The sequence below is a fragment of the Pseudomonas sp. AC211 genome, assembly GCF_979258055.1.
Genome location: NZ_OZ409830.1, coordinates 4,190,051 through 4,210,593 on the forward strand (window position 1 = coordinate 4,190,051; position 20,543 = coordinate 4,210,593).

At 62.4% G+C, this 20,543-nt stretch carries 18 protein-coding genes; 10 read left to right on the top strand and 8 right to left on the bottom strand.

From position 1 onward, the window contains the following. Nucleotides 1–199: 199 nt before the first annotated feature. On the top strand, nucleotides 200–1,813 hold the full coding sequence (locus tag ACZZZP_RS19875) for an inorganic phosphate transporter (RefSeq protein ID WP_463383849.1): 1,614 nt from the start codon (nucleotides 200–202) through the stop codon (nucleotides 1,811–1,813). 121 nt (nucleotides 1,814–1,934) lie between these two features. After that, nucleotides 1,935–2,282 (top strand): lysozyme inhibitor LprI family protein, encoded by a 348-nt coding sequence (locus ACZZZP_RS19880; RefSeq protein WP_463383850.1) that lies wholly within the window; start codon nucleotides 1,935–1,937, stop codon nucleotides 2,280–2,282. A gap of 96 nt (nucleotides 2,283–2,378) precedes the next feature. Here ACZZZP_RS19880 and ACZZZP_RS19885 read toward each other — a convergent pair whose 3' ends face one another. The 3 genes from ACZZZP_RS19885 to aptA all read right to left on the bottom strand — a co-directional run bounded on the left by ACZZZP_RS19885 (nucleotide 2,379) and on the right by aptA (nucleotide 5,580). After that, complete coding sequence (locus tag ACZZZP_RS19885; protein ID WP_463383851.1) at nucleotides 2,379–3,875, bottom strand: CoA-acylating methylmalonate-semialdehyde dehydrogenase; 1,497 nt, start codon at nucleotides 3,873–3,875, stop codon at nucleotides 2,379–2,381. Nucleotides 3,876–3,941: 66 nt separating this feature from the next. Then, complete coding sequence (locus ACZZZP_RS19890; RefSeq protein WP_463383852.1) at nucleotides 3,942–4,229, bottom strand: cupin domain-containing protein; 288 nt, start codon at nucleotides 4,227–4,229, stop codon at nucleotides 3,942–3,944. 4 nt (nucleotides 4,230–4,233) lie between these two features. Further along, nucleotides 4,234–5,580, bottom strand: a complete 1,347-nt coding sequence (aptA, locus tag ACZZZP_RS19895) for an omega-aminotransferase AptA (RefSeq protein ID WP_122493183.1) — start codon at nucleotides 5,578–5,580, stop codon at nucleotides 4,234–4,236. A gap of 193 nt (nucleotides 5,581–5,773) precedes the next feature. On the opposite strand from aptA, the gene ACZZZP_RS19900 reads away from it, so the two are divergent. The 3 genes from ACZZZP_RS19900 to ACZZZP_RS19910 all read left to right on the top strand — a co-directional run bounded on the left by ACZZZP_RS19900 (nucleotide 5,774) and on the right by ACZZZP_RS19910 (nucleotide 9,347). Then, nucleotides 5,774–6,694, top strand: coding sequence for a LysR family transcriptional regulator (locus ACZZZP_RS19900; protein ID WP_463383853.1), 921 nt, complete (start codon nucleotides 5,774–5,776; stop codon nucleotides 6,692–6,694). Between the two features lie 303 nt (nucleotides 6,695–6,997). Then, nucleotides 6,998–7,816: an outer membrane protein OmpK gene (locus ACZZZP_RS19905; protein ID WP_463383854.1), complete on the top strand. Its 819-nt coding sequence runs from the start codon at nucleotides 6,998–7,000 to the stop codon at nucleotides 7,814–7,816. A 169-nt stretch (nucleotides 7,817–7,985) separates the two neighbouring features. After that, entirely contained in the window at nucleotides 7,986–9,347 is a 1,362-nt protein-coding gene (locus tag ACZZZP_RS19910; protein WP_463383855.1) for a uracil-xanthine permease family protein, read from the top strand. Between the two features lie 92 nt (nucleotides 9,348–9,439). On the opposite strand, the gene ACZZZP_RS19915 is transcribed toward ACZZZP_RS19910, so the two are convergent. The 5 genes from ACZZZP_RS19915 to ACZZZP_RS19935 form a co-directional block, all read right to left on the bottom strand. Then, nucleotides 9,440–10,876, bottom strand: coding sequence for an amidohydrolase family protein (locus ACZZZP_RS19915; RefSeq protein ID WP_463383856.1), 1,437 nt, complete (start codon nucleotides 10,874–10,876; stop codon nucleotides 9,440–9,442). A gap of 23 nt (nucleotides 10,877–10,899) precedes the next feature. Beyond that, nucleotides 10,900–11,697 (bottom strand): ABC transporter permease, encoded by a 798-nt coding sequence (locus tag ACZZZP_RS19920; protein ID WP_463383857.1) that lies wholly within the window; start codon nucleotides 11,695–11,697, stop codon nucleotides 10,900–10,902. 246 nt (nucleotides 11,698–11,943) lie between these two features. Beyond that, on the bottom strand, nucleotides 11,944–12,663 hold the full coding sequence (locus ACZZZP_RS19925) for an ABC transporter ATP-binding protein (RefSeq protein ID WP_463536791.1): 720 nt from the start codon (nucleotides 12,661–12,663) through the stop codon (nucleotides 11,944–11,946). Then, nucleotides 12,660–13,709 carry an aromatic ring-hydroxylating dioxygenase subunit alpha gene (locus ACZZZP_RS19930; protein WP_463383859.1) on the bottom strand — a complete coding sequence of 350 codons (1,050 nt, stop codon included), beginning with the start codon at nucleotides 13,707–13,709 and terminating at the stop codon, nucleotides 12,660–12,662. The genes ACZZZP_RS19925 and ACZZZP_RS19930 overlap by 4 nt, the downstream gene beginning before the upstream one ends. Before the next feature lie 60 nt (nucleotides 13,710–13,769). Then, a complete protein-coding gene (locus ACZZZP_RS19935; protein WP_463383860.1) occupies nucleotides 13,770–14,768 on the bottom strand; it encodes an ABC transporter substrate-binding protein in 999 nt (332 codons plus the stop codon). 569 nt (nucleotides 14,769–15,337) lie between these two features. Between ACZZZP_RS19935 and ACZZZP_RS19940 the strand changes: the two genes are divergently transcribed. The 5 genes from ACZZZP_RS19940 (at nucleotide 15,338) to ACZZZP_RS19960 (ending at nucleotide 20,525) form a co-directional block, all read left to right on the top strand. Next, entirely contained in the window at nucleotides 15,338–16,003 is a 666-nt protein-coding gene (locus tag ACZZZP_RS19940; protein ID WP_122493193.1) for a TetR/AcrR family transcriptional regulator, read from the top strand. Further along, the gene (locus tag ACZZZP_RS19945; RefSeq protein ID WP_463536792.1) at nucleotides 16,003–16,602 is read left to right on the top strand and encodes an IMPACT family protein; all 600 of its coding nucleotides are present in this window, start codon (nucleotides 16,003–16,005) and stop codon (nucleotides 16,600–16,602) included. Before ACZZZP_RS19940 ends, ACZZZP_RS19945 begins: the two co-directional genes overlap by 1 nt. 185 nt (nucleotides 16,603–16,787) lie before the next feature. Further along, on the top strand, nucleotides 16,788–18,341 hold the full coding sequence (locus tag ACZZZP_RS19950; protein WP_463536793.1) for an ABC transporter ATP-binding protein: 1,554 nt from the start codon (nucleotides 16,788–16,790) through the stop codon (nucleotides 18,339–18,341). Between the two features lie 12 nt (nucleotides 18,342–18,353). Beyond that, complete coding sequence (locus ACZZZP_RS19955) at nucleotides 18,354–19,451, top strand: ABC transporter permease (protein ID WP_463383861.1); 1,098 nt, start codon at nucleotides 18,354–18,356, stop codon at nucleotides 19,449–19,451. A gap of 147 nt (nucleotides 19,452–19,598) precedes the next feature. Then, nucleotides 19,599–20,525, top strand: a complete 927-nt coding sequence (locus ACZZZP_RS19960; RefSeq protein ID WP_463383862.1) for an ABC transporter permease — start codon at nucleotides 19,599–19,601, stop codon at nucleotides 20,523–20,525. Nucleotides 20,526–20,543: the final 18 nt, after the last annotated feature.

The window sequence follows — 20,543 nt, forward strand, 5'->3', positions numbered from 1 at the left end:
TCAGGTTCGTCGCCCGACGCACAAACACCCGTCATCCCCGCGAAGGCGGGGATCCAGAGTCTTTCAGGTGACTCCGTCCAATCCAGGCTCAACCTTCAACCCACATCCCCCACAAACAACCAACGCCCCCCCGAAACACAATCTGTAACATCCAAACAGAATAGTGATCAGGTCTCCCTTCCCAAAGGACGCCCTTCACATGAACAGCCCCTCCTATGCCGGCGATGTCTCAATCGCGGCAGACGCCAAGCCCAAGCTGAACCGAACCCACGGCAAGGGCACCAAACTGGCTTTCTTCTCCATCCTCATCCTCGGTCTGGTCTACAGCGCGTATAGCCTGTTCCACGACGTCGACGAAGCCGGCACCGTCGTCACTACCTGGACGCCCTTCGTGCTCCTGGGCATCGCGCTGCTGATTGCCCTGGGTTTCGAGTTCGTCAACGGTTTGCACGACACGGCCAACGCCGTGGCCACGGTGATTTACACCCATTCGCTGCCGCCGCAGTTCGCGGTGTTGTGGTCGGGCTGTTTCAATTTCCTTGGGGTGTTGGTGTCCAGCGGCGCGGTGGCGTTCGGGATTATTGCCTTGCTGCCCGTGGAGCTGATTCTGCAGGTGGGCTCGTCCGCCGGGTTTGCCATGGTGTTCGCCCTGCTGATCGCCGCCATCATCTGGAACCTCGGCACCTGGTGGCTGGGTTTGCCGGCGTCGTCTTCGCACACGCTGATCGGCTCGATCATCGGCGTGGGCATCGCCAACGCGCTGATGCATGGGCGCGACGGCGCCAGCGGCGTGGACTGGGCGCAAGCGACGAAGGTCGGTTACTCGTTACTGCTCTCGCCCTTGATCGGCTTTGGCTGCGCCGCGCTGCTGCTGTTGGCCCTGCGTGCGCTGGTGAAAAACCGCGAGCTGTACCAGGCGCCTAAAGGCAACACGCCGCCGCCGTGGTGGATTCGCGGCATGTTGATTCTGACCTGCACCGGCGTGTCGTTCGCCCACGGTTCCAACGATGGGCAGAAGGGCATGGGCCTGATCATGCTGATTCTGATCGGCACGCTGCCCATGGCCTACGCACTCAACCGCGCCATGCCGGAAAGCCAGGTCGAGCAATTCACCGCGCTGGCCCAAGTCACCCAGCAGGCGCTGGTGAAAGTTGCCCCGCAACCGGCCCCGCAAGACCCACGCGCCACGCTCTCGGAGTACGTGCGCAGCAAACAGGTCACGCCCGAGCTGATTCCGGCCCTGGCCTCGCTCGCGGGTTCCATCGGCGCGCAAGTGAAAAGCTACGGTTCCCTGGCCCAGGTGCCAGCGGCGGCGGTGTCGAACGTGCGTAACGACATGTACCTCACGTCCGAAGCCATTCGCTTTATGGACAAAGACAAAGTCGGCGGCTTCGACACCGCCACGCAAAACACCTTGCTGGCGTTCAAGAAGCAAATCGACGACTCCACCAAGTTCATCCCGCTGTGGGTGAAAATTGCCGTCGCCATCGCCTTGGGCCTCGGCACCATGGTCGGCTGGAAACGCATCGTGGTCACCGTCGGCGAAAAAATTGGCAAAACCCACCTCACCTACGCCCAAGGCGCTTCGGCGGAATTAGTGGCCATGGTCACCATCGGCGCGGCCGACGTGTATGGCCTGCCGGTTTCCACCACCCACGTATTGTCATCCGGTGTGGCGGGCACCATGGCCGCCAATGGCTCCGGCTTGCAGATGCGCACGATCCGCAACCTGCTCATGGCCTGGGTGCTGACCTTGCCGGTCGCCATCCTGTTGTCGGGCAGCCTGTATTGGTTGTTCACCTCCCTGTTTTAACCGCGCTCCCCCGCGTATTGCCGCCCTTTCACTGTGCAAGGGCGGCTTTTTTATTCGTCTGCGCCGCGCAGCGCCTATGCTTCACATCCGGGCGCACGTGTTCGCCCGGTCAGGAGCTTGTATGCTGCGACGCCTCGCTGTTTTGCTGCTGTGTGGCAGTTTGATCGGTGCAACGCCGATGTCCTACGAAGCCAGCAAAGAACAGTTGGCGACGCTGTACGCCACCTTGAAAACCCTGCTGCAAAACACCCCGATTCACCGCAAGCAACTGATCAACACCCAGCGCTCCTGGCGAGCCTTTCGTGATGCCGAATGCGAGTTCGTCACTACCGATGACGAACAAAACAATGAGCACATCGACAGTTATCGCCAGTGCGTCGAGGACATGACCTTGGCGCGGATTCGCGCGCTGCAGCACTACCTGCACTGCGCCGAAACCGGCACGGATTGCACCGTGGCGCCGCCCTGAATAGCAGCCGCGCCGGCGCCGAAAAACCGGCCGGCCGCGCATAAAAAAGGCCCGTCAAATGACGGGCCTTTTCACATGCCGATACAGCGAACGCGCTTAGCCGTTGCTTGGGAACGCGAACTGCGCGGCTTCATGGGACGCACGTTGTGGCCAACGCTGGGTGATGGCTTTGCGACGGGTGTAGAAACGCACACCGTCCGGGCCGTAGGCGTGCAGGTCGCCAAACAGCGAGCGCTTCCAGCCGCCGAAGCTGTGGTAAGCCACTGGCACCGGCAACGGCACGTTGACGCCAACCATGCCCACTTCGATCTCGTCGCAGAACAGACGCGCCGCTTCACCGTCACGGGTGAAAATGCAGGTGCCGTTGCCGTATTCGTGATCGTTGATCAACTGCATGGCCGCTTCCAGGCTGCCGACGCGAACGATGCACAGCACAGGGCCGAAGATCTCGTCGGTGTAGATGGTCATGTCAGTTTTAACGTTGTCGAACAGGCTGCCGCCGAGGAAGAAGCCGTCTTCGTTGCCGGCCACTTTCAGGTTGCGACCGTCTACGAGCAAGGTCGCGCCAGCGGCCACACCGGCGTCGATGTAACCGGCCACTTTGTCACGGGCAGCAGCGGTAACCAATGGGCCCATGTCCAGGCCGCACGAGGTGCCGGCACCGATTTTCAGCGCCTTAATTTGCGGCACGATTTTCTCGACCAGCGCGTCGGCAATCTGATCGCCCACACACACGGCAACCGAAATCGCCATGCAGCGCTCGCCGCACGAACCGTACGCAGCACCCATCAGGGCGCTGACGGCGTTGTCCAGGTCGGCATCGGGCATCAGCACGGCGTGGTTTTTCGCGCCGCCCAGCGCCTGAACGCGTTTGCCGCGCTTGGTGCCTTCGGAATAGATGTACTCGGCAATCGGCGTCGAACCCACGAAGCTCAGGGCTTTGACTTCCGGCGCTTCGATCAGCGCGTCTACCGCTTCCTTGTCGCCGTGCACCACGTTCAACACGCCTTTAGGCAAGCCGGCCTGGTTCAGCAGTTCAGCAATGAACAAGGTGGAGCTTGGGTCACGCTCGGACGGTTTGAGGATGAAGCAGTTGCCGCACACGATGGCCAGCGGGTACATCCACAACGGCACCATGGCCGGGAAGTTGAACGGGGTAATACCGGCGACCACGCCCACCGGCTGGAAGTCGCTCCAGGCGTCGATGTTCGGACCGACGTTGCGGTTGTATTCGCCTTTGAGAATTTCCGGCGCGCCGCAGGCGTATTCCACGTTTTCGATGCCGCGCTTCAGTTCGCCAGCAGCGTCTTCGAGGGTTTTGCCGTGCTCTTCGCTGATCATCTGCGAGATTTTCGCTTCGTTCTGCTCCAGCAATTGCTTGAAGCGGAACATCACCTGAGCGCGTTTGGCCGGCGGCGTGTTGCGCCAGGCCGGGAAGGCGGCTTTGCCGGCGTCGATGGCTTGTTGAACGGTGGCGCGGCTGGCCAATGGCACCTTTTGAATGGCTTCGCCGGTCGACGGGTTGTACACGTCGGCAGTGCGACCGGTGTCGGTCACGAACTGGCCGTTGATCAAATGCTGGATGGTGCTCATACAAAACTCCCTTATCGAATGCGTGCGGCGTCTGGCGCCTGGGCCCGTGCTCGAACAGCACGATGCCTATTTAATTTCGGTCTCGATGAAGACGATCTCGTGGTCACTGGCGTTGATCACATTGTGTTCAACGCCAGCCTTGCGGAAGTACGCCTGGCCGGCTTTCAACGGCGCGTGCTTGTCGCCCTCCGGGGTTTCCAACAGCAGCAGGCCGTCGGTCATCGGCACCACGACATAGTCGTAACCGTGGCGGTGCTTGCCGGTTTCGCTGCCGGGCGAAAAACGCCATTCGGTGACGATCACCTCATCGTTATCCACCTGCACGGTGGGCACGGCTTGCACGCGCTGGGTCATGGCCTTAGTCCACGCTGTTCAGGGCATCGCCCACAGCAGAGAACACGCGGTCGAGGTCTTCGACCTTGGCGTTGAAGGTTGGCCCGAATTGCAGGGTGTCGCCGCCGAAGCGCACGTAGAAGCCGGCTTTCCACAGTTTCATGCCAGCCTCGAACGGACGGATCACCGGGTCGCCATCACGCGGGGCCAGTTGAATGGCGCCGGCCAGGCCGCAGTTGCGGATGTCGACAATGTGCTTGGCGCCTTTCACGCCGTGCAGCAGCTTGGCGAAGTGCGGGGCCAGTTCAGCCGATTGCTGCACCAGGTTTTCGCGCTTGAGAATTTCCAGCGAGGCCAGGCCGGCAGCGCACGCCACCGGGTGAGCCGAGTAGGTGTAGCCGTGGGTGAACTCGACCATGTGCTCAGGCGAAGGCTGGTTCATAAAGGTTTGGTAAATCTCGCGGCTGGCGATCACGGCGCCCAGCGGCACGGCACCGTTAGTGATCTGCTTGGCCACGTTCATGATGTCCGGGGTCACGCCAAAGTATTCGGCGCCGGTCCACTTGCCCATGCGGCCGAAGGCGGTGATCACTTCGTCGAAAATCAGCAGGATGTTGTGCTGCGTACAGATTTCACGCAGACGTTGCAGGTAACCCACCGGCGGCACGATAACGCCAGCCGAACCGGACATCGGCTCAACGATCACGGCCGCGATGTTCGAGGCGTCGTGCAGCTCGATCAGTTTCAGCAGTTCGTTGGCCAGCTCCACGCCGCCGGTTTGCGCAGCGCCTTCGGTGAAGGCCATGCCCGGTTGCAGGGTGTGCGGCAGATGATCCACATCCATCAGCTGGCCGTACATTTTGCGGTTGCCGCCGATGCCGCCGAGGCTGGTGCCGGCGATGTTCACACCGTGGTAACCCCGGGCACGGCCGATGAATTTGGTTTTGCTCGCCTGGCCTTTCAGGCGCCAGTAAGCCTTGGCCATTTTCACCGAGGTGTCGGCGCTCTCGGAGCCGGAACCGGTGAAGAACACGTGCTTGAGGTCGCCGGGCATCAGCTCGACCATTTCCTCAGCCAGTTTGAACGACAGCGCGTGGCCGTACTGGAAGCCCGGCGAGTAATCCAGCACACCGAGTTGCTTGCCCACCGCCTCGGCAATTTCCTTGCGCGAGTGCCCGGCGCCGCAGGTCCACAGACCCGACAGGCTGTCGTAGATCTTGCGGCCTTGGTCGTCCACCAACCAGCTGCCTTCGGCCGACACAATAAAACGCGGGTCGCGCTGGAAGTTGCGGTTGGCGGTAAAGGGCATCCAGTGCGCGTCCAGCTTGAGCTGGCTGGCCAAGGATGGCTGGGCGGTTTGCGGCATGTTCATTTAATGGCCTCGCATGGATTGTTCGGTTTTCCGTAGGAGCCAGCGTGCTGGCGAACGCTGTTTCCAAGATTCGCTAGCAAGCTGGCTCCTACGCGAATAACGGGTAGCTGTTGTGCTTGCGAGCAAAGGTGCCATGGGCATAAAGTCTGAAAAACCCGATTCTTCTAATTTTCAGATTGGCGTTCACTAAACTATGAGTACCCGCCGCCCCGACCCACTGGCCCAGGTCAGTGACTTTGATATCCGCCTGTTACGCATCTTTCGCAGCGTGGTGGAATGCGGTGGCTTCTCCGCTGCCGAAAGCGTGCTGGGCATTGGCCGCTCGGCCATCAGTCAGCAAATGAGCGACCTCGAGCAACGCCTCGGCTTGCGACTGTGCCAACGGGGCCGCGCCGGGTTTGCGCTGACTGAGGAAGGCCGCGAGGTTTATCAATCGTCGCTGCAACTGCTCAGCGCCCTGGAAAGTTTTCGCACCGAGGTCAACGGCCTGCACCAGCACTTGCGGGGCGAGTTGAACATCGGTCTTACCGACAACCTCGTCACGCTGCCGCACATGCGCATCACCAACGCGCTGGCCCAATTAAAAGAACGCGGGCCGGATGTGCACATTCAAATCCGCATGACCCCGCCCAGCGAAGTGGAGCAAGGCGTGCTCGACGGTCGCCTGCACGTGGGCGTGGTGCCGCAGGCGACGACCTTGTCTGGCCTGGAATATCAACCGTTATACGAAGAACGCTCGCTGCTCTACTGCGCCGTCGGCCATCCGCTGTTTTATGCCGCCGATGACCAACTCAGCGACGAGCGCCTGAACGTGCAAGACGCCATCGCCCCCACCTTCCGCCTGCCGCCCGAGATTCAGGCGCAGTACCAAGTATTGAAAGCCACCGCCAGCGCCTCCGACCGTGAAGGCATGGCGTTTCTGATTCTCACCGGGCGTTACATCGGCTACCTGCCAGACCACTACGCCAGCTTTTGGGTGCAGCAAGGCCGGCTGCGGGCGCTGAAACCGGCAAGCCGTTTTTACGACCTGAGCCTGGCCTCGGTGACGCGCAAAGGCCGTCGCCCGCACCTGGTACTGGAAAGCTTTCTCGAAGCCCTCGCCGCCACCACCTGAGGCGCCCCGCTTCAGTGCACGGCGGGCGCCATGACGATGCAGCCCGCCGTTCTTCGACCCATCGGTCAGTCTGACGGCTTGTCCGTCACCCTTTCTGCAGCGAATGTATGCACCCGCCGACACAAGGCCCGCATCGATTGCGCACAATTTCTGCGAAGTTTTTTCGGCGAATCTGATCACTTGGACAGAAACTTGCAAAGATGAGTGCACCTGACCAAGTGGCCAGGAAAACTAAAACTAGAGTGAAGTCATGCGGGCCACTGCGCTCGTGTGAAGGACGCCTTCCTGGGAGCACACACGCGAATGAATAAAGTCTCTTCCCTGCTGCTTGCCGGCAGCCTCTTGCTGGGCGCCAGCGCCGCTCAAGCCGACGGCCCACTGGTGTGGCAGGACAACAGCATCACGTACCTGTACGGCCGCGACTTCAAAGTGAACCCGGCGATCCAGCAAACCTTCTCGTTCGAACACGCGAGCGGCTGGACCTTCGGCGACCTGTTTATCTTCTTCGACCAGATCAACTACAACGGCACCGAAGATGCCAACGCCGGCAAAAACACCTACTACGGCGAGATCACCCCGCGCCTGTCGTTCAGCAAAATCTTCGACCAGAAAATCGAGTTCGGCCCACTGAAAGATGTGCTGCTCGCTGGCACCTACGAGCGTGGCGAGAACCGCAACCAGAACTACCTGCTCGGCCCAGCCTTCGACTTCAACCTGCCGGGCTTCGACTACTTCCAGCTGAACTTCTACTACCGCAAACCCGACGGCATCACCAAGAACCCGTCCGGCCAGTGGCAAGTGACGCCGGTGTGGTCGTACACCATTCCGGTAGGCAATTCCGACATCCTTATCGACGGCTACCTCGACTGGGTGTGGAACAACAAAGACGCCACCAGCAGTCGCCCGAACGACCTGCACGCCAACTTCCACTTCAACCCGCAGGTTAAATACGACCTGGGCAAAGCCATGGGCTGGAGCGCGGTCAAACACTTCTACGTGGGTGTGGAATACGACTACTGGAAAAACAAATACGCCATCGACGACAACAGCTTCCTCGGTGACGAAATTCTGCAAGGCACTGACCAGAGCGCCATCAACTTCATCGCCAAAGTGCACTTCTGATCCGCTGTTCCGGCCGCTGTTTTGGCGCAGCGGCCTGCTCTACCGCTTGAACGTAAACCTCCTTTATTGGCCCATTGGCGCACCGCGCTCGATGGGCATTTTTTAATCAAGAATTCTGTAGCCCGGCGCGACCAGCCGGGCCAACAAAACACCTGTGCGAGACCGCAACATGCAGCCTGACTCCGACAGCAACACCGACCTCATCTACGGCCTCGAAGACCGCCCGGCGCCGGTGCCGGCGTTCTTCGCCGCCCTGCAACATGTGCTTGCCAGCTTTGTCGGCATCATCACGCCGCCGCTGGTGATCGGCTCGGTGCTGGGCCTGGGCGCCCACCTGCCGTACCTGATCAGCATGGCCTTGATGGTCTCGGGCGTCGGTACGTTTATTCAGGCGCGCCGCCCGTTCGGCATCGGCGCCGGCATGATCTGCCTGCAAGGCACCAGCTTTGCCTTTCTCGGCGCCGTGCTGTCGGCCGGCTTTTTGGTCAAGAGCCGCGGCGGTAGCCCGGAAGATGTGTTGGCGATGATTTTCGGCGTGTGCTTTTTCGGCGCCTTCGTACAGATTGTGCTGAGCCGCATGCTCGGCCAACTGCGCCGCGTGATCACGCCGCTGGTGACTGGCATCGTCATCACCTTGATTGGCGTGAGCTTGATCAAAGTGGGCGTCACCGACCTGGGCGGCGGCTTCAACGCCCCGGACTTCGGCGCCCCCGCCAACCTCGGCCTCGGGGCCCTGGTGCTGCTGACCATCATCGCCCTGAACCGCTCCAGCCGGCCGTGGGTGCGGCTGTCGGCGATCATCATCGGCCTGGCCGTGGGCAGCATCGCCGCCTGGTTCACCGGCAAGCTGGTGCCACAACCGCTGCCGGACTTGCCCCTCGTCAGCCTGCCAATTCCGTTCAAATTCGGCTTCGCCTTCGACTGGACAGCCTTTATTCCGGTGGCGCTGATCTACGTGATCAGCACCATCGAAACCGTTGGCGACCTCACCGCCAACAGCATGCTCTCGCGCGAACCGATTGAAGGCCCGCGCTACCTGGCGCGGCTCAAAGGCGGCGTATTGGGCGACGGCGTCAGCTGCATGATCGCCGCCACCTTTAGCGCGTTCCCCAACACCACCTTTGCGCAGAACAACGGCGTGATCCAGATGACCGGCGTCGCCAGCCGTTACGTCGGCTTGTACATCGGCGTGGTGCTGTTTGCCCTTGGCCTGTTCCCCTTGCTGGGCGCCGTGCTGCAACAGATTCCGAAACCGGTGCTGGGCGGCGCCACGTTAGTGATGTTCGGCAGCGTGGCCGCAGCCGGCGTGCGCATCCTCGCGCAGTCGCCGCTGGACCGTCGCAGCATGCTCATCATCGCCGCCTCGTTTGGCGTGGGCCTGGGCATCGCCGCGCAACCGACCCTGCTGCACCTGATGCCCAAGCTGGTGCAAAACCTGTTCGACTCGGCCATCACCAGCGGCGGGTTGACGGCGATTGTGTTGAATTTGGTGTTGCCGGAAGAGAAGCGCGCCAAGGCTGTGACCGAGTAAAGGCTAATCGCGGCTAAAGCCGCTCCTACAGATTGTGCTGGCTGTAGGAGCGGCTTCAGCCGCGATGGCTGCACCCACAATTCCCCGCCTAATTACCGCCGCACCCCAGCCCGGCGCTGCAATTCCAGCACCGCCACCTGCGCCTGCCGCCCCAACTCCATCACATCCAACCCCGGCACCTGATCGTCGGCGACCACACGCCGACCGCCCACCAGCAGCGCCCGCAAACTGGCGCGACCGCCGCTGGCGACCGGGCCAATGGCCATGTCGTGCAAACCGAAGTAGCGCGGGTCATCGAGCCGGTAAATCGCAATGTCCGCCGCCTTGCCCACTTCCAGCGTGCCGAGATCACTCAGCCCTAACACCTGCGCGCCACCGGCCGTGCCCCAGCGCACCACGTCGTCAATGCTGGCCGCATCAGCGCCGCCTTCGAATTGGCCGCCTGCGTACTTCGGCTGCGCCAGCTCGCCCTTGCGCGCCCTTTGCAGCAGCCAAGCGGCATGGGTTTCCGAGAGCATGTCGGCTGCTTCATTCGAGGCGGCGCCATCCACGCCGATGGACACCGGCACGCCCGCCGCTTCCAGTGCCGGCAAGTCTGCAATGCCGCTGCCCAAGCGGCCGTTGCTTTGCGGGCAATGGGCGATGCCGGTGCCGGTCTGGCCGAGCAGTTGGATTTCTTCTGGCAGCAATTTCACCAAATGGGCGAACCAAACGTCGGAGCCGAGCCAGTCGTGCTCTGCGCAAAACTGCACGGGCGTCATGCCGAATTTGGCGCGGGCAGCGTCGAGGTAATCCACGGTTTCAGACAGGTGACTGTGCATACGCAGGCCCAGCTTGCGCGCCACTGTGGCGGTCTCGCGTAATTCGGCCGGCGTGGTGGAATGCAAGGTGGTGGTCGGCGCCATGACAATGCGCCGGAAGGCATCGCCAGCGGGGTCGTGGTACAGGGCAGTCAGGCGCTCGACGTCGGCCAGGTAGTCATCGAGCTTTTCCGGGCGCATGGCTTGCGGCAGGTCGGCTTCCAACTGCCGCGTCTGCGTGGCGCCACCGCGACAAAGAACAAAACGCAGGCCCAGGGCATCGGCTTCCTCGAACAGAATCGCCGCGCTATCGAACGGCATGCCGGGGTAATACAGGTAATGGTGATCCGCCACGGTGGCGCAGCCTGAGCGCAGCAATTCGAGCAAACCAATGCGCGCGGCCAGGCGAAAACTGTGCTCATCAAACGCGCCGCGAAACCGGTACGGCGTCGCCGCCAACCAGGGCGTGAGCGATTGATTCAAACCCTCGGGCTCGCCCTTGAGCAGCGACTGAAACAGGTGGTGATGGGTGTTGATCCAGGCCGGATAAATCACGCAATCACGGGCATCGATCTGCGCTTCGCCCGGCTGCGGTTCAAGGTGGCCGATAGCCGCGATGCGGCCGTCGACAATGCGCATGTCCGGCCCGGCATGGCGCGACTCGGCGCCGCGTTTGCCGGTGAGCATGGCGCTGGCATTGCGGATCAGCCAGGAAGTATTGGCGGTCATGTGTGGTGCTCCGAAATCATTGATTAGCCCTGCTCACTTTCATGCCAATGCCCAAGGCTATAACGCGCCAAGGCTGCCATCAGGCTAAACAGCAGCACGCCCGTCAGGGCGATCAGCACAAGCGCCGCAAACAGGCGCGGAATGTTCAGTTGAAAGCCGGCCTGCAAAATCTGATACGCCAGCCCGGCGCCGGTGCCACCGGTGCCGGCGACAAATTCCGCCACCACCGCACCGATCAACGCCAGGCCACTGGCAATACGCAGTCCTCCGAAAAAATACGGCAAGGCGCTGGGAATGCGCAGGCGCACCAGCGTCTGCCAGCGGCTCGCGCGGTTCAGGCGAAACAGATTGAGCAGCCCCGGGTTAACACTGCGCAGCCCCAGCACGGTGTTGGAAATCACCGGAAAGATCGCCACCAGCGTGGCGCAAATCACCAGCGCCAGCGTGGCGTTGCTGCACCAGATAATAATCAGCGGCGCGATGGCCACCACTGGCGTGACCTGCAACAGAATCGCGTAAGGAAACAGACTGGCCTCGATGATGCGGCTCTGCACAAACAGGAACGCCGCCAGCACGCCCAGCACCACGGCGAGGGCGAACGAGAGGAAGGTGATTTTCAGCGTCATCCATAACGCACCGAGCAGCATGGGGCCGTCGACGATCAGCGTGCGGCCGATGTCGGCGGGGCTGGGCACCAAGTAGACCGGCACTTTTAGCGCCACGCACAACAGCTGCCAGAGGCCGAGCAGTACGGCGCCGACCAGGAGCGGGGCGAGGATGTTTTGCACGGAGGGGTTAGATAGCCAGGGTTTGGTTTTCATGGCGTGGGTCCTGTCGGTAGGACTGAAATCAAAAGCGCCCTCACCCCCAGCCCCTCTCCCGTAAACGGGCGAGGGGAGGCAAGCGGGATCGCGGTCAGATTCCCCTCTCCCCGCGCGCGGGAGAGGGGCTAGGGGTGAGGGCAGCAGGCGACGCATATTCAATGCCCCTCCCCATTCGCTTCCACCAACAACGCCGACAACCGCGCGCACTGTTCGATAAACCCGGCCGACATGCGAAACGCCTCATCACGTTCCGCCGGCCCGTCGATGTTCACATCGGCAATCACCCGCCCCGGCCGCGCGCCCATGACCACTACGCGCGAGGACAAAAAAAACCGCTTCGTAAATGCTGTGGGTGACGAACACCACGGTCAGGTCGCGGCGCGACCAGAGTTGGCGCAGGTCGCTGTCCAGGCGGTTGCGGGTGAATTCGTCGAGCGCGCCGAAGGGTTCGTCCATCAACAGCAAGTTGGGCTCGGTCGCCAGGGCGCGGGCAATCGAGGCGCGCATTTGCATGCCGCCCGACAGCTCGCGCGGGTAAACGCCGCCGAATTTACCCAGGCCCACCAACTCCAGCGCGGCCTGCACCCGAGGCTCGCTGTTGGCGCGGGGAATGCGCGCCAAATCGAGCGGCAGGCGCACGTTGTCGGCCACCTTCGCCCACGGCATCAAGGTGGCTTCCTGAAACACCATCGCCAGTTTTTGCTGGGCGCTGTCGGTGCCCACTTCGCCTTTGCCCCACCAACGCACATGACCGGCCGAGGGTTGCTCCAGCCCAGCAAACATTTTCAACAGCGTGCTCTTGCCGCAGCCCGACGGGCCGAGCAGGGAAACGAATTCGCCGCGGCCGATTTCCAGCTTCATTTTCTGTAACGCGTGGGTGCCGTTGCCGTAGGTTTTCTCCACCTGATTGGCCAGCAGCACCGGTGGCTCTTCGCTCACGGGCAGGTTGAAGGCGGCGTTCATAGCGGCATGCCCGCGGGGCGGAATTGCTCTTCTTCGCCATGGGCTTGCAGCAGGTCGAAGAGCATCTTGCGCATGATCAGGCCCGGCTTGTCCGACTCCATATGAAACTCCACGCGCCGACGGGTATCGACGCAGGCGTCGTAGTCGGTGGCTTCGAGAATCTCTTTGTCTTCAAGGGTGATCGGCGCGTCCCAGGCGATCAGCTCCTCGGTGCTGCACGCCTCTTCGCTGTCGTTGCGGTACAGCCACTGCACCAGCTGAATGCGCTTGTCGTCGATGGGCGTGGCGCAGTTGTAGATGATGTGGTGCAGGCCGCTGTCCGGGTAGGTGCAGCCGAAACGCCGCACGAACGGCAGGTGCCAGCGGTTGAACAGGTGACGCGTGGTGGTCGGTGCGTCGGTGCCGGTGACGCGGTGCCCGGCCGGTGGATTGTTGATCGGCACAATGGTTTCGGCCTCGAAGCCCCACTCGTTTTGCTCGAGCAAATACTTCGACGGTTTGGGCTGGCTGAGCATGCCGAAGTTGGCCTTGTGCACAAAGCTGAAGTGCGAGTTATCGAACGAGTTCTCCATAAACCGCAGCGGGCTGGTTTGCCATTCTTCGTAGAACTGGAAGATGCGCCGGTACTGCGGCTGGCCTTCTTCGTCGAAGTGCGGAATCGGCTGCAGCGGCTCGCCCAGGCACACCCACACGTAGCCATATTTTTCCTGACAGTGAAACGCATCAGTGCGCGCGCCAGCGGGTATCGGCGCGTTGTCGGCTTTCTGCGGAATGCACACGCAGGCGCCGCTGCCGTCGTAGCGCCAGCCGTGGTAACCGCAGACGATCACGCCGTCATCGACCCAGCCTTTGGACAACTGCGCGGTGCGGTGGCAGCAGCGGTCGGCCAGGGCAATCGGCCCCGTTTCGCCATCGGCCTTTTTGCCCATAAACAGCACCAGGCGTTCATTGAGCAGGGTGAACGGCTTCGGGCCGTCGGCGAGCAGGCTCACGGGCATGAGTGCATACCAGAAGCGGCGCAGTACGGGTTGTTGAGTCACAAGCATGGCAATTTCCTCATCACAGCTTTTAACGCCCGCGCTCTGCGGCGGGGCTGGAAAAATGAATTACTGCGCCGCCACGTCGGCGGCGGCCGGCAGCACCTTCAGGTCGCGGACGAAACGGGTGTCGTAGGCTTTTTTCCAGTCGGCGTCGGCGCTGAGCAGGTTGGCTTTCACCATGAAGTCTCGGGTCGCCTGCCAACGCGCGTCGGTCATGGTGCCGATGCCTTGGGTCTGCGCATCGCCGCCTTCTACCAAGCGATATTCCTTGAGCTTGGCCACGCCCCAGGCGAGCATTTCGTCGTTCATGCTCGGGTTGTCTTGCTTGATCAACTCGTTGGCGGCAGCGGGTTCGGCCAGGTAGCTTTTCCAGCCCTGCATGCTGGCTTTGACGAAACGCTGCAGCACTTCAGGGCGGCTGGCGATCACGTCCTGGCGGGTGACCAGCGTCGAGCCATACGGTGGATAACCGGCGTCGGCGAACAGGAAGAAGTTGGCTTTCTCGCCGGCTTTCTGCGCCTGGAACAATTCCGATGTCGGATAGCCCTGCTGCGCGGTGTTGGGGTCGGCGAAGAACGGTTGCAGGTTGAAGGTGTACGGGCGCGCCTGGGCGTCGCTGAAGCCGTACTTGCCTTTCAGCCACGGCCACCAGGTGGTTTGCCCCGAGGTGGAGACGAGAATTTTCTTGTCTTTCAGGCCGTCCAGGCTGGTGACGTCGGCGTGGGTCAGCATGCCCTGCGGATCACCCTGGAACGGCGCGCCGATGGCCACCACGGGCAAGCCCTGCTGCACGCTGGCGAGCACTTGCAGGTCGTAGTTGATGATCACGTCGGCCTGTTTGTTGAGCAGCAATTGCATGCCGTTCACCTGCGGACCGCCCATGCGAATTTCCACGTCCAGGCCGTTCTCGGCATAAATGCCTTTGGCCTTGGCCTGGTAAAAACCGCCCTGCTCGGCCTGCGCGTACCACGAGGTGAGCAACACGATTTTGTCGTTGGCCTGCACGCCCAGGCTGAGCAGGATAGAAGCGGAGGCGACACATGCTTTCACGCAGAAGTGCTTCATGGTGATGGTCTCTTTTACGGAGGGCACAGAGAAAGCCGCACCCAGCGCAAAACGCGCCGGGCTGCGAGGGAAACCGGAGGCAATGCTGGAGCTGAAAAAGGCACGGCAACGAGAGGCCGACAGGCACAAACCTGTGGCGGGCGACGGCATGAGCAACGGGCAAAAACGGTTCATGGCTGACCTCTCTCTCGTCCGGGCAATCGCCAGGATCAAGCACCCGCAACCGGGTGTGCGGCCGGGGTGGCCGCAAGAGCAATGTCCTACGTCGAATGAACTGCCTCGACGCTAACCGCTTCTACTCGGGGAGGTCTTTGCAGAGGCTGTGCCAAGTTGTGGAAACGCCGATGCCAGCAGCCTTTGTTGACCATACGGACAGAACCGAGCGGCAGCAGCACCGAACCACGCGGCCACAAAACCGCGCACGGCAGCGGCGGTCGCGCACAACGACGGTGCACGCCCTGCACTGAAGGCGACATACACGGCTTTTTCTGCGACGCCCGCTTGTCAGTGTGCAGCCGCCTGGGTTATCAGTGCACAGGCTCCCCATCCTCAACGGTTCGGTTGTACTTATGAACTTCGAAGTCCCCGCGCACACCGCCAAAAACACCGGCAAACCGGCCGGGCGTATTCGCCAGAAAAACGAAGAAGCGATTCTGCTCGCCGCCGAGGAAGAGTTCGCTCGCCACGGGTTCAAAGGCACCAGCATGAACACCATCGCCCAGACCGTCGGCCTGCCCAAAGCCAACCTGCATTACTACTTCAGCAACAAGCTGGGGCTGTACCTGGCGGTGCTGAGCAACATTCTCGAACTGTGGGACAGCACGTTTAACAACCTCACCGCCGAAGACGATCCGGCGCAGGCGATGGCTGCTTACATTCGCGCCAAAATGGAATTCTCCCGACGCCAGCCGCTGGCCTCGAAAATTTTCGCCATGGAAGTGATTGGCGGCGGCGAGTGCCTGTCGGAGTACTTCAACCAGGATTACCTGACCTGGTTTCGCGGCCGCGCGGCCGTGTTCGAAGCCTGGATTGCGGCGGGCAAAATCGACCCGGTCGACCCGGTGCACCTGATCATTCTGCTGTGGAGCAGCACCCAGCATTACGCCGACTTCAACCAGCAAGTGTGCCGCCTCACCGGGCGCAAAAAACTCGCCAAGGAAGACTTCGCCGTGGCCACCGACACCCTGATTCACATCATCCTCAAAGGCTGCGGGCTGACGCCGCCAAGCGCCTGATGCCGTTTAGCCTGGTCCAGCCTTGCGAGTACCGCGAGGAAATCAAAAAAAGCCGTTTCCACACCTTGGCTGCGCCGATTACCAGCGCGGCCGAGGCGCAGGCGTTTATCGAACGCCACAGCGACCCGGCCGCCACCCACAACTGCTGGGCCTGGAAAGTGGGTCAGCAGTACCGCTTCAGCGACGACGGCGAACCGGGCGGCACCGCCGGCCGCCCGATATTGGCCGCCATCGAAGGGCAAGACTGCGACAACGTGGCGGTGCTGGTGATTCGCTGGTACGGCGGCATCCAGCTCGGCACTGGCGGCTTGGCCCGCGCCTATGGCGGCGGCGCGAGCAAATGCCTGCAAGGCGGCGAGCGAGTGGAACTGGTCAGCCGCGTGAGCTGCGCCTGCCATTGCCAGTTTGCCGAGCTGCCGATTCTGAAAGCGCGGCTGGGGGAGTTGGAGGCGCTGTTGGAGAGCGAGGTGTATGACGGTGAGGGGGCGCAGGTGCAGTTGGCTATTCCCGAGGCGCGGTTCGCTGAGCTACAGCGGGTAGTTGGCGATATCAGTCGGGGGCGGGTTGTTTTACGGCGTCTGGAAGAGCATCGCGGCTAAAGCCGCTCCCACAGTTTTTGTGCCAACGTGTGGGAGCGGCTTTAGCCGCGATGGGCCCACCACGGTCAACTTTTTTAACACCACCACCCCAACTTTCTGACCCACTGGCCAAGTTTTTGCTTACACCTGACTCAGTCGTATCTTTTCGAGTCAGTCACCATGTCCAGTTCCCCCCTACGCCCCGCTTGCAACTGCGCGGCATTACCAAGCGCTACCCCGGCTGCCTAGCCAACGATCGCATTGATCTGAGCATCGAGCCGGGGCATATCCATGCGCTGCTGGGCGAAAACGGTGCGGGCAAAAGCACGTTGATGAAGATCATCTACGGCGTCACCCAGCCCGACAGCGGCAGCATCGTCTGGCACGGTCAAACACTGACCATGCGCGATCCAGCCATGGCGCGCAGTCTGGGCATCGGCATGGTGTTCCAGCATTTCTCGCTGTTCGAAACCCTCACCGTCGCCGAGAACATTGCCCTGGCCATGGGCAGCGAGGCCGGCACGCCGAAGCAGTTGGAACCGCGCATTCGCGAAGTGTCGCAGCGCTATGGCATGGCGCTGGAGCCGCATCGGCTGGTGCACAGCTTGTCCATCGGCGAGCGCCAGCGCGTGGAGATCGTTCGCTGCCTGATGCAAGACATCAAGCTGTTGATTCTCGACGAGCCCACCTCCGTGCTCACGCCGCAGGAAGCCGACGAGCTCTTCGCCACCCTGCGCCGCCTGGCCGCCGAGGGCTGCAGCATTCTGTTTATCAGCCACAAACTCGGCGAAGTGCGCGCCTTGTGCCAGAGCGCCACGGTGCTGCGCGGCGGCCGGGTGTCGGGGCATTGCGTGCCGGCTGAATGCTCGGACCTGGAGCTGGCGCGGCTGATGGTCGGCGACGCCGAGGGGCTGGAAAGCGAATACCCGAAAGTCAGCGGGGGGCGCGTGCGGCTGCGGGTCGATGACCTCAACTGGCACAACATTGATCCCTTCGGCACCTCGTTGAGCAACCTGCGCCTGGAAGTGCGCAGCGGTGAAATCGTCGGCATTGCGGGCGTGGCCGGCAATGGCCAGGACGAGTTGCTGGCCCTGCTCAGCGGCGAAGTGCGGCTGGCGCGCGGCGAGCGCGAACGCATCAGCCTCGACGACCAGCCCATCGCCAACCTTTACCCCGACGCGCGCCGCCAGCGCGGGCTGGCCTTTGTGCCGGCCGAGCGCCTGGGCCATGGCGCGGTGCCGGATATGTCCCTGAGCGAGAACGCCTTGCTCACCGCTTTTCAGCAAGGGCTCGTGAGCAAGGGGCTGATTCAGCGCGCCAAGGTGCTGGCCTTTGCCGAGGCGATCATTCAGCGCTTCGCGGTAAAAACGCCGGACGCCGAAGCTGCCGCGCGCAGCCTGTCGGGCGGCAATTTGCAGAAATTCATCCTCGGCCGGGAAATCATGCAGCAACCCAAATTGCTGGTCGCCGCGCACCCGACCTGGGGCGTCGACGTCGGCGCAGCGGCTGCCATTCACCGCGCCTTGATTGCCCTGCGCGATGCCGGCGCGGCGATTCTGGTGATCAGCGAAGACCTCGACGAACTGTTCCAGATCAGCGACCGCATCGGCGCGCTCTCCAGCGGCACGCTGTCGCCACTGGCCGCCACCGCCGGCACCACGCCTGCTGATGTCGGGCGCTGGATGGCCGGCCAATTCGCGCCCCAGGCGCCGCATTTTTCCACCGACACCAGCGCCGCCAGCGCTGCCACCCTGAGCTGACGGAGCACCCGCATGTTGTTATCCCTGGAACCGCGCGGCCAGCAATCGCGCGCCATGCTCTGGCTATCGCCACTGCTGGCCGCCGTGCTGACGCTGATCTGCGGCTCGTTGCTGTTTCTGCTGCTGGGGCTGAGCCCGGCTAAAACTCTGCACACGCTATTGATCGCGCCCGTTAGCGACTGGTACGGCGTGTCTGAATTGCTGGTCAAGGCGCTGCCGATTCTGCTCTGCGCCCTGGGCCTGGCCGTGGCCTACCAAGCGCGCATCTGGAACATCGGCGCCGAAGGCCAACTGCTGCTCGGCGCCCTGGCCGGCAGCGCGGTGGCGGTGCATATCATCGACTGGGAAAGCCGCTGGGCATTGGCCTGGGTGCTGCTCGCCGGCACCTTCGTCGGCGCTGCGTGGGGCGGGCTTACGGCGTGGTTGCGCACGCAGTTCAACGCCAACGAAATCCTCACCAGCATCATGCTCAACTACATCGCCCTGAACCTGTTGCTGTACTTCGTGCACGGCCCGCTGAAAGACCCCGAGGGCTACAACTTTCCGCAATCGGCCATGTTCGGCGACATGGCGCGCCTGCCGCTGCTGAGCGAAGACGGCCGTCTGCATGCCGGCATTTACTTCGCCCTGCTGGCACTGGTAGCGGTGTGGGTACTGCTGCAAAAAAGCTTTCTGGGCTTTCAAATCAAAGTGCTTGGGCTCGACCGTCGCGCGGCTGGCTTTGTCGGCTTTCGTGAGAAGCGCCTGGTGTGGTTTGCGCTGCTGGTCAGCGGCGCGCTGGCCGGCTTGGCCGGCGTCAGCGAAGTGGCTGGGCCGATTGGCCAACTGGTGCCGCAAGTGTCGCCGGGCTATGGCTACGCCGCGATTACCGTGGCGTTTCTCGGGCGCTTGAACCCGCTCGGCATCGTCTTCGCCAGCCTGCTGATGGCCTTGCTCTACCTCGGTGGTGAGAGCGCGCAGTTGAGCCTGAACCTGCCCCAGGCGATCACCCAGTTATTCCAGGGAATGATGCTGTTTTTCCTGCTGGCGTGTGATGTGTTGATTTTGTATCGGCCGCGGCTGAAGGCCGTTTGGAAGCGGCGGTTGGCGGTTAACGAGGCGGCGGCCTAAAGGTCCCCCCCTCACCCCAACCCTCTCTCACGAGGGGGAGAGGGAGCCAGACCGCACGCGATTGTGCTCCCCTCGCCCGCTTGCGGGAGAGGGGCTGGGGGAGAGGGCAAGCCGTTCGCCATTACATAATTTGCGGAGCAACACCCGATGGATCTCGACCTGTTAAGCAACATCCTCTACGCCATGGCGCGCACCGGCACGCCGCTGCTGCTGGTGGCGCTGGGCGAACTCATCTGCGAGAAAAGTGGCGTTCTCAACCTGGGCCAGGAAGGCATGATGCTGTTCGGCGCGGTGATCGGTTTTATCGTCGCCTTCAGCACTGGCAGCCTGTGGCTCGGCGTGTTGCTGGCGATGGCGGCGGGCATGTTGTTGTCGATGCTGTTCGCCACCGTAGCCCTGGGCTTCAACGCCAATCAGGTCGCCACCGGCCTGGCGCTGACCATCTTTGGCGTCGGCCTCTCCTCCTTCATCGGCGCCGCTTGGGTCGGCAAGCCATTGGCCGGCTTCGAGCCGCTGGTGATTCCGCTGCTCAGCGACATCCCATTGATCGGCCGCATGCTCTTCGCCCAGGACGCCTTGATTTACCTGTCCTTCGCCCTGTTTGCCCTGGTGGCTTGGGTGCTGTTGAAAAGCCGCATCGGTTTGATCATCCAGGCCGTCGGCGAGAACCCCGACGCCGCCAGCGCCATGGGTTTGCCGGTGCTACGCGTGCGCACGTTCGCTGTGATGTTCGGCGGCGCCATGGCCGGGTTGGCGGGCGGCTACCTGTCCCTCGCCTACACGCCCATGTGGGCCGAAAACATGACCGCCGGCCGCGGCTGGATCGCCCTGGCGCTGGTGGTATTCGCCAGTTGGCGCGTGTTCCGCGTATTGCTTGGCGCGTACCTCTTTGGCCTGGCCAGCATTCTGCATTTGGTGGCGCAGGGCATTGGTTTGTCGGTGCCCTCGAACCTGCTGGCAATGCTGCCGTACGTCGCCACGATTGTGGTGCTGGTCCTGCTCTCGCGCGACGCCATCAAAACCCGGTTGTTTGCGCCGGTGTCGTTGGGCAAACCGTGGCAGCCGGGGCATTAAAAGCATCGCGGCTAAAGC

Coding starts and splice junctions, on each gene's coding strand:
- ACZZZP_RS19880 (WP_463383850.1), top strand. CDS start 1,935: ATGCTGCGACGCCTCGCTGTTTTGCTGCTGTGTGGCAGTTTGATCGGT.
- ACZZZP_RS19920 (WP_463383857.1), bottom strand. CDS start 11,697: ATGAAAACCAAACCCTGGCTATCTAACCCCTCCGTGCAAAACATCCTC.
- ACZZZP_RS19925 (WP_463536791.1), bottom strand. CDS start 12,663: ATGAACGCCGCCTTCAACCTGCCCGTGAGCGAAGAGCCACCGGTGCTG.
- ACZZZP_RS19960 (WP_463383862.1), top strand. CDS start 19,599: ATGGATCTCGACCTGTTAAGCAACATCCTCTACGCCATGGCGCGCACC.
- ACZZZP_RS19890 (WP_463383852.1), bottom strand. CDS start 4,229: ATGACCCAGCGCGTGCAAGCCGTGCCCACCGTGCAGGTGGATAACGAT.
- ACZZZP_RS19945 (WP_463536792.1), top strand. CDS start 16,003: ATGCCGTTTAGCCTGGTCCAGCCTTGCGAGTACCGCGAGGAAATCAAA.
- ACZZZP_RS19905 (WP_463383854.1), top strand. CDS start 6,998: ATGAATAAAGTCTCTTCCCTGCTGCTTGCCGGCAGCCTCTTGCTGGGC.
- ACZZZP_RS19885 (WP_463383851.1), bottom strand. CDS start 3,875: ATGAGCACCATCCAGCATTTGATCAACGGCCAGTTCGTGACCGACACC.
- ACZZZP_RS19955 (WP_463383861.1), top strand. CDS start 18,354: ATGTTGTTATCCCTGGAACCGCGCGGCCAGCAATCGCGCGCCATGCTC.
- ACZZZP_RS19935 (WP_463383860.1), bottom strand. CDS start 14,768: ATGAAGCACTTCTGCGTGAAAGCATGTGTCGCCTCCGCTTCTATCCTG.
- ACZZZP_RS19900 (WP_463383853.1), top strand. CDS start 5,774: ATGAGTACCCGCCGCCCCGACCCACTGGCCCAGGTCAGTGACTTTGAT.
- ACZZZP_RS19915 (WP_463383856.1), bottom strand. CDS start 10,876: ATGACCGCCAATACTTCCTGGCTGATCCGCAATGCCAGCGCCATGCTC.
- ACZZZP_RS19930 (WP_463383859.1), bottom strand. CDS start 13,709: ATGCTTGTGACTCAACAACCCGTACTGCGCCGCTTCTGGTATGCACTC.
- ACZZZP_RS19875 (WP_463383849.1), top strand. CDS start 200: ATGAACAGCCCCTCCTATGCCGGCGATGTCTCAATCGCGGCAGACGCC.
- ACZZZP_RS19910 (WP_463383855.1), top strand. CDS start 7,986: ATGCAGCCTGACTCCGACAGCAACACCGACCTCATCTACGGCCTCGAA.
- ACZZZP_RS19940 (WP_122493193.1), top strand. CDS start 15,338: ATGAACTTCGAAGTCCCCGCGCACACCGCCAAAAACACCGGCAAACCG.
- aptA (WP_122493183.1), bottom strand. CDS start 5,580: ATGAACATGCCGCAAACCGCCCAGCCATCCTTGGCCAGCCAGCTCAAG.